This is a genomic window from Bradyrhizobium sp. P5_C11_2 (assembly GCF_054049755.1).
On the sequence record NZ_JBFULT010000540.1, the window covers coordinates 1 to 5,214 of the forward strand.

The 5,214-nt window shown below is 66.0% G+C and carries 6 protein-coding genes; all 6 read left to right on the forward strand.

Features of this window, described 5'->3' with window-relative positions:
* The coding region (locus ACXJL8_RS33345) for an NADH-quinone oxidoreductase subunit M (protein WP_456686327.1) at positions 1 to 674 on the forward strand (674 nt) is incomplete at its 5' end.
* Positions 675 to 696: 22 nt separating this feature from the next.
* Positions 697 to 2,133 carry an NADH-quinone oxidoreductase subunit NuoN gene (nuoN, locus tag ACXJL8_RS33350; protein ID WP_456686328.1) on the forward strand — a complete coding sequence of 479 codons (1,437 nt, stop codon included), beginning with the start codon at positions 697 to 699 and terminating at the stop codon, positions 2,131 to 2,133.
* Position 2,134: 1 nt separating this feature from the next.
* Positions 2,135 to 2,941: a biotin--[acetyl-CoA-carboxylase] ligase gene (locus ACXJL8_RS33355; protein WP_456620138.1), complete on the forward strand. Its 807-nt coding sequence runs from the start codon at positions 2,135 to 2,137 to the stop codon at positions 2,939 to 2,941.
* Complete coding sequence (locus ACXJL8_RS33360) at positions 2,941 to 4,611, forward strand: ribonuclease J (RefSeq protein ID WP_456686329.1); 1,671 nt, start codon at positions 2,941 to 2,943, stop codon at positions 4,609 to 4,611. The genes ACXJL8_RS33355 and ACXJL8_RS33360 overlap by 1 nt, the downstream gene beginning before the upstream one ends.
* Positions 4,612 to 4,678: 67 nt before the next feature.
* Positions 4,679 to 5,083, forward strand: coding sequence for a methylmalonyl-CoA epimerase (gene mce, locus ACXJL8_RS33365; RefSeq protein ID WP_456686330.1), 405 nt, complete (start codon positions 4,679 to 4,681; stop codon positions 5,081 to 5,083).
* A gap of 9 nt (positions 5,084 to 5,092) precedes the next feature.
* Positions 5,093 to 5,214 (forward strand): DUF1467 family protein (locus ACXJL8_RS33370; RefSeq protein WP_456686331.1); only part of this gene is annotated, 122 nt, incomplete at its 3' end.

Genomic DNA, 5,214 nt, shown 5'->3' on the forward strand with positions numbered 1-5,214 from the left:
TCTTCACGCTCTCGGCCATCGCCATCATCTACACCTCGCTGGTGGCCTTGATGCAGGAGGACATGAAGAAGCTGATCGCGTACTCGTCGGTCGCGCACATGGGCTTCGTCACCATGGRCATCTTCGCCGGCACCATGCAGGGCGTCGCCGGCGGCATGTTCCAGATGATCTCGCACGGCATCGTTTCCGGCGCGCTGTTCCTCTGCGTCGGCATCGTCTACGACCGCCTGCACACCCGCGAGATCGCGGCCTATGGCGGCCTCGTCAACCGGATGCCGCTCTATGCGCTGACCTTCATGGTCTTCACCATGGCCAATGTCGGCCTGCCCGGAACGAGCGGCTTCGTCGGCGAGTTCATGACGCTGCTCGGCACCTTCAAGGTCTCGATCCCGACCGCGTTCTTCGCCACCTTCGGCGTGATCCTGTCGGCCGGCTACGCGCTGTGGCTCTACCGCAAGGTCGTGTTCGGGGCGCTGGTCAAGCCGTCGCTGGCGAGCATGAAGGATCTCACCTTCCGGGAGTGCCTGACGCTGTTCCCGCTGATCGCCTTGACGATCCTGTTCGGCGTCTATCCGAAGCCGGTGCTCGACATGTCGGCCGCCTCGGTCCAGCAACTCGTCAACAACTACAACACCGCTGTGACGGCCGTGAAGGCCGCCGCACTGCTCCAGTGAGCGGGCAGGTCAGGATATCGCCATGAGCTTTGAGACTGCAGGTTATCAACTGGCGCCGGTGTTGCCCGAGCTCGTGCTCGCGGTCGGCGCCATGGCGCTCCTGATGCTGGGCGCCTATCGCGGGCAGGAGACGACCAAGACGGTCACCTCGCTCGCGGTCCTGCTCCTGGTCGTGGTCGGGGTGCTGGTCTACCTCCAGCCCGCGGGCAAGCAGGTGACCTTCGGCGGCAGCTTCATCGTCGACGATTTCGCGCGCTTCATGAAGATCCTGGCCCTGATCGGCTCGGCGGTGACGCTGGTGCTGTCGACCGAGTTCCTGTCCGATCCGTCGCGCCGTATCTTCGAATACGCGATCCTGGTGCTGCTCTCGACGCTCGGCATGATGGTGCTGATCTCGGCCGGCGATCTGATCTCGCTCTATCTCGGCCTCGAGCTGATGTCGCTCGCGCTCTACGTCGTGGCGTCCTCGAACCGCGACAACGCCAAGTCGACCGAAGCCGGTCTGAAGTATTTCGTGCTGGGCGCGCTGTCCTCCGGCATGCTGCTCTACGGCTCGTCGCTGGTCTACGGCTTCACCGGCACGGTCTCCTTCGCCGGCATCGCGGCGGCCGCGACGGCCGCCAATGTCGGCCTGGTGTTCGGCCTGGTGTTCCTGCTCGCCGGCCTCTGCTTCAAGGTCTCGGCGGTGCCGTTCCACATGTGGACGCCCGACGTCTACGAGGGCGCCCCGACGCCGGTCACCGCCTTCTTCGCCTCGGCCCCGAAGGTCGCCGCACTCGCCGTGTTCACCCGCGTCACGCTCACCGCATTCCCCGGTATCGTCTCGCAGTGGCAGCAGATCCTGGTGTTCGTGGCGATCGCCTCGATGGTGCTCGGCTCCTTCGCCGCGATCGGCCAGAGCAACATCAAGCGCCTGATGGCCTATTCCTCGATCGGCCATATGGGCTTTGCCCTGGTCGGCCTCGCCTCCGGCACGGTTGAGGGCGCGCAGGGCGTGCTGATGTACATCGTGATCTATGTCGCGATGACGCTCGGCTCGTTCTCGATCATCCTGGCCATGAAGCGCARCGGCCAGGCGGTCGAGCGGATCAGCGATTTCGCAGGGCTCTCGCGCACCAACCCGCTGCTCGCCTTCATGTTCGCGATGCTGCTGTTCTCGCTCGCCGGCATTCCGCCGCTCGCGGGCTTTTTCGCCAAATGGTACGTCTTCGTCGCCGCCATCAAGGCCAATCTGTTCACGCTCGCGGTGATCGGCGTGCTCTCCAGCGTGGTGGGCGCCTACTACTATCTCACCATCGTCAAGACGATGTATTTCGACGAGCCGGCCGGCCAGGTCGATCCGGTGCGCATCGAGGTGCGGACGGTGCTGGCGGTCGCAGGCCTTTTCAACATCCTCTTCGCGCTGTTCGYGGGCCCGGTGGTGAGCRTCGCCTCCGCCGCGGCAAAGTCACTGTTTTAGGATGGGGTTCGCGCTCGGTCCTCGCGCTCTATCGGCGGGCTACAAGCTCGCAGCCTTCGAACGGACCGGCTCGACCAATACCGAGGCGATCGAAAGCGCTCGCGCCGGCGAGCGCGGCCCGATCTGGTTCGTGACGTCGGAGCAGACGGCCGGCCGCGGCCGGCGCCAGCGCCCATGGATCGCGCCGCCCGGCAATCTGGCCGCCAGCGTCCTCGAAATCGTCGACGTCGCGCCTGCGGTTGCCGCCACGATCGGCTTTGCGGCCGGGCTGGCGGAGGAAGCCGCGCTTGAGAAGGTCAGCCTCGAGGCCGCGCTGCGGCTCGGTCCGAGCAGGCCCCGATACGCCCTGAAATGGCCGAATGACGTCCTCGCCAATGGCAGGAAGCTCGTCGGCATCGGGCTCGAGGCCGAAGCCGTCGGCGACCGTCTTGCCGTCGTCGTCGGCATCGGCACCAACGTCGTGGCTGCGCCTGAGGGCATGCCGACGCCCGCGGTGTCGCTCGCCGCGCTTGGCGTCCAGATCAGCGCGGAAGAGCTGTTTTCGGCGCTGTCTGACGCCTGGGTGGAATTCCGCGGCATCTGGGACAATGGTCGCGGCTTTGCCGAGATCCGCAAGTTGTGGCTGGCGCGTGCCGCCGGTCTTGGCGAGAGGGTCGCGATCAACACGGGAACGAAGACGCTCGAAGGCATTTTCGACACGATCGACGACACCGGTTGCCTGATCGTCCGCACCACTGACGGCCGACGCCTGCCGGTGGCGGCCGGCGAGGTGTTCTTTGGCTCGGCCGCCTCCGTGGGAGCTGCGTGATGGCGAAACCTGACGAATTGGTGTTTGCGCCGCTCGGCGGTGTCGGCGAGATCGGCATGAACCTGTCGATCTATGGCCTCGGCAACCGCCAGCAGCGGGCCTGGCTCGCGATCGATCTCGGCGTGTCCTTCGGCGACGAGGAGCATCTGCCGGGCATCGACCTGATCATGCCGGACATCAGCTTCCTGGAGAAGGAACGCAAGAACCTGATGGGGCTGGTGCTGACCCACGCCCATGAGGACCATTTTGGCGCCATCATCGACCTCTGGCCGAGGCTGAAATGCCCGATCTATGCGACGCAGTTCAGCGCCGCATTGTTCGAGGCCAAATGCGCCGCCGAGCGCAACGCGCCGAAGATCCCGGTGACGGTGGTGCCCTCGGGCGGACGCGTCGATATCGGCCCGTTCAACGTCGAGTTCATCCCGGTGGCGCATTCGATTCCGGAATCGCATGCGCTGGCGATCCACACCGAGGTCGGCACGGTGCTGCACACCGGCGACTGGAAGATCGACCCGACCCCGATCATCGGCCGCCCGACCGACGAAAAGCGGCTGCGCGAGTTGGGCGAGGAGGGCGTGCTCGCCCTGATCGGCGATTCCACCAATGCGGTCCGCGACGGCCGCTCGCCCTCGGAGGCCGAGGTCGCCAAGACCATCATCGAACTGGTCAAGGCCGCCAAGGGCCGCGTCGCGGTCACGACCTTTGCCTCCAACGTCRCACGCATCAAGGCCGTTGCCGATGCCGCGAAGGCCGCGGACCGCGAGGTGGTCGTGGTCGGCCGCGCCATGGAGCGGGTGACGCAGGTCGCGCGCGAGACCGGTTTCCTCGACGGCGTGCAGAATTTCCGCTCGCCGGAGGTCTACGGCCATCTCCCGCAGGACAAGGTGCTGGCGCTGTGCACCGGCAGCCAGGGCGAGGCCCGCGCGGCACTGGCGCGGATCGCCAATGACGATCATCCCGAGATCACGCTCAACCGCGGCGACAGCGTGATCTTCTCCTCGCGCACCATTCCCGGCAACGAGAAGGCCGTCGGCTCGATCATCAACAATCTGATCCTGCAGGGCGTCGAGGTCATCACCGACCGCACCCATCTGGTCCACGTCTCCGGCCATCCGCGCCGCGACGAGCTGCGCGACATGATCGCCTGGACCAGGCCGCAGCTCCTGATCCCCGTCCATGGCGAGGCGCTGCACCTGCACGAGCATGCCAAGCTCGCACGCGCGGCCGGCGTGCCGCGCGTCCTGGTGGTTCGCAACGGCGACCTGATCAAGCTCGGCCCGGGCGATCCCGGCATCATTGGCGAATTGCCCTCCGGCCGGCTCTACAAGGACGGCACCATCCTGGAGGATTCCAAGTCGCGCGCGGTGGTCGAGCGGCGCCGGATGGCGTTTTCCGGCTGCGCCTTCGTGGCCATCGCCATGACCGAGCAGGGCGAGCTGGCCGACGATCCCGAGGTCGATCTCGTCGGCATTCCCGACAAGAACAGGGAGGGGGAGCCCTTCGACGACCTCGTCTTCGACGCCGTGGTAACGACCGTCGAGGGCCTGCCAAAGGCGCGCCGGCGCGATCCGGACGCGCTGGCCGAGTCGGTGCGACGCGCCGTCCGGGCCGTGATCAACGAACATTGGGGCAAAAAGCCCCCCTGTCTGGTACATGTCCTGACAGTATAATTGAGGCATGGTCTTTTCGGAAAACCGCTTCGCGCTTTTCCGGATCATGCCCTGAGGGAGAAGAACGATGCTGGGCCGGCTGAACCATGTCGCGATCGCGACCAAGGATGCCGTCAAGGCTGCAAAAATCTACGGCGCGGCGTTTGGCGCCCAGATTTCCGAGGCCGTGGCGCTGCCCGAGCATGGCGTCACCACCGTGTTCGCGACGCTGCCCAACACCAAGATCGAGTTCATCGAGCCGCTCGGCGAGGGCTCGCCGATCGCAAAGTTCCTCGAGCGCAATGCCGATGGCGGCATCCATCATGTCTGCTACGAGGTGGTCRACATCATCGCCTCGCGCGACACGCTGGTGAAGGAGGGCGCGCGGGTGCTCGGTGACGGCGTGCCGAAGATCGGCGCCCACGGCAAGCCGGTGCTGTTCCTGCACCCGAAGGACTTTTCGGGCGCCCTGGTCGAAATCGAGCAGGCGTAAGGCCGGACCATGGCCATCCAGATATCGACCGCGATCGCGATCTACTTCGTCATCTGGTGGATCGCGCTGTTTCTGACGCTGCCGTTCGGCGTGCGCAGCCAGCACGAGGACGGCGTCGGCGCACCCGGCAC

What these genes read in the sequence shown, in the direction of transcription:
- ACXJL8_RS33355 (WP_456620138.1), top strand. Translation starts at nt 2,135, where the DNA reads ATGGGGTTCGCGCTCGGTCCTCGCGCTCTATCGGCGGGCTACAAGCTC.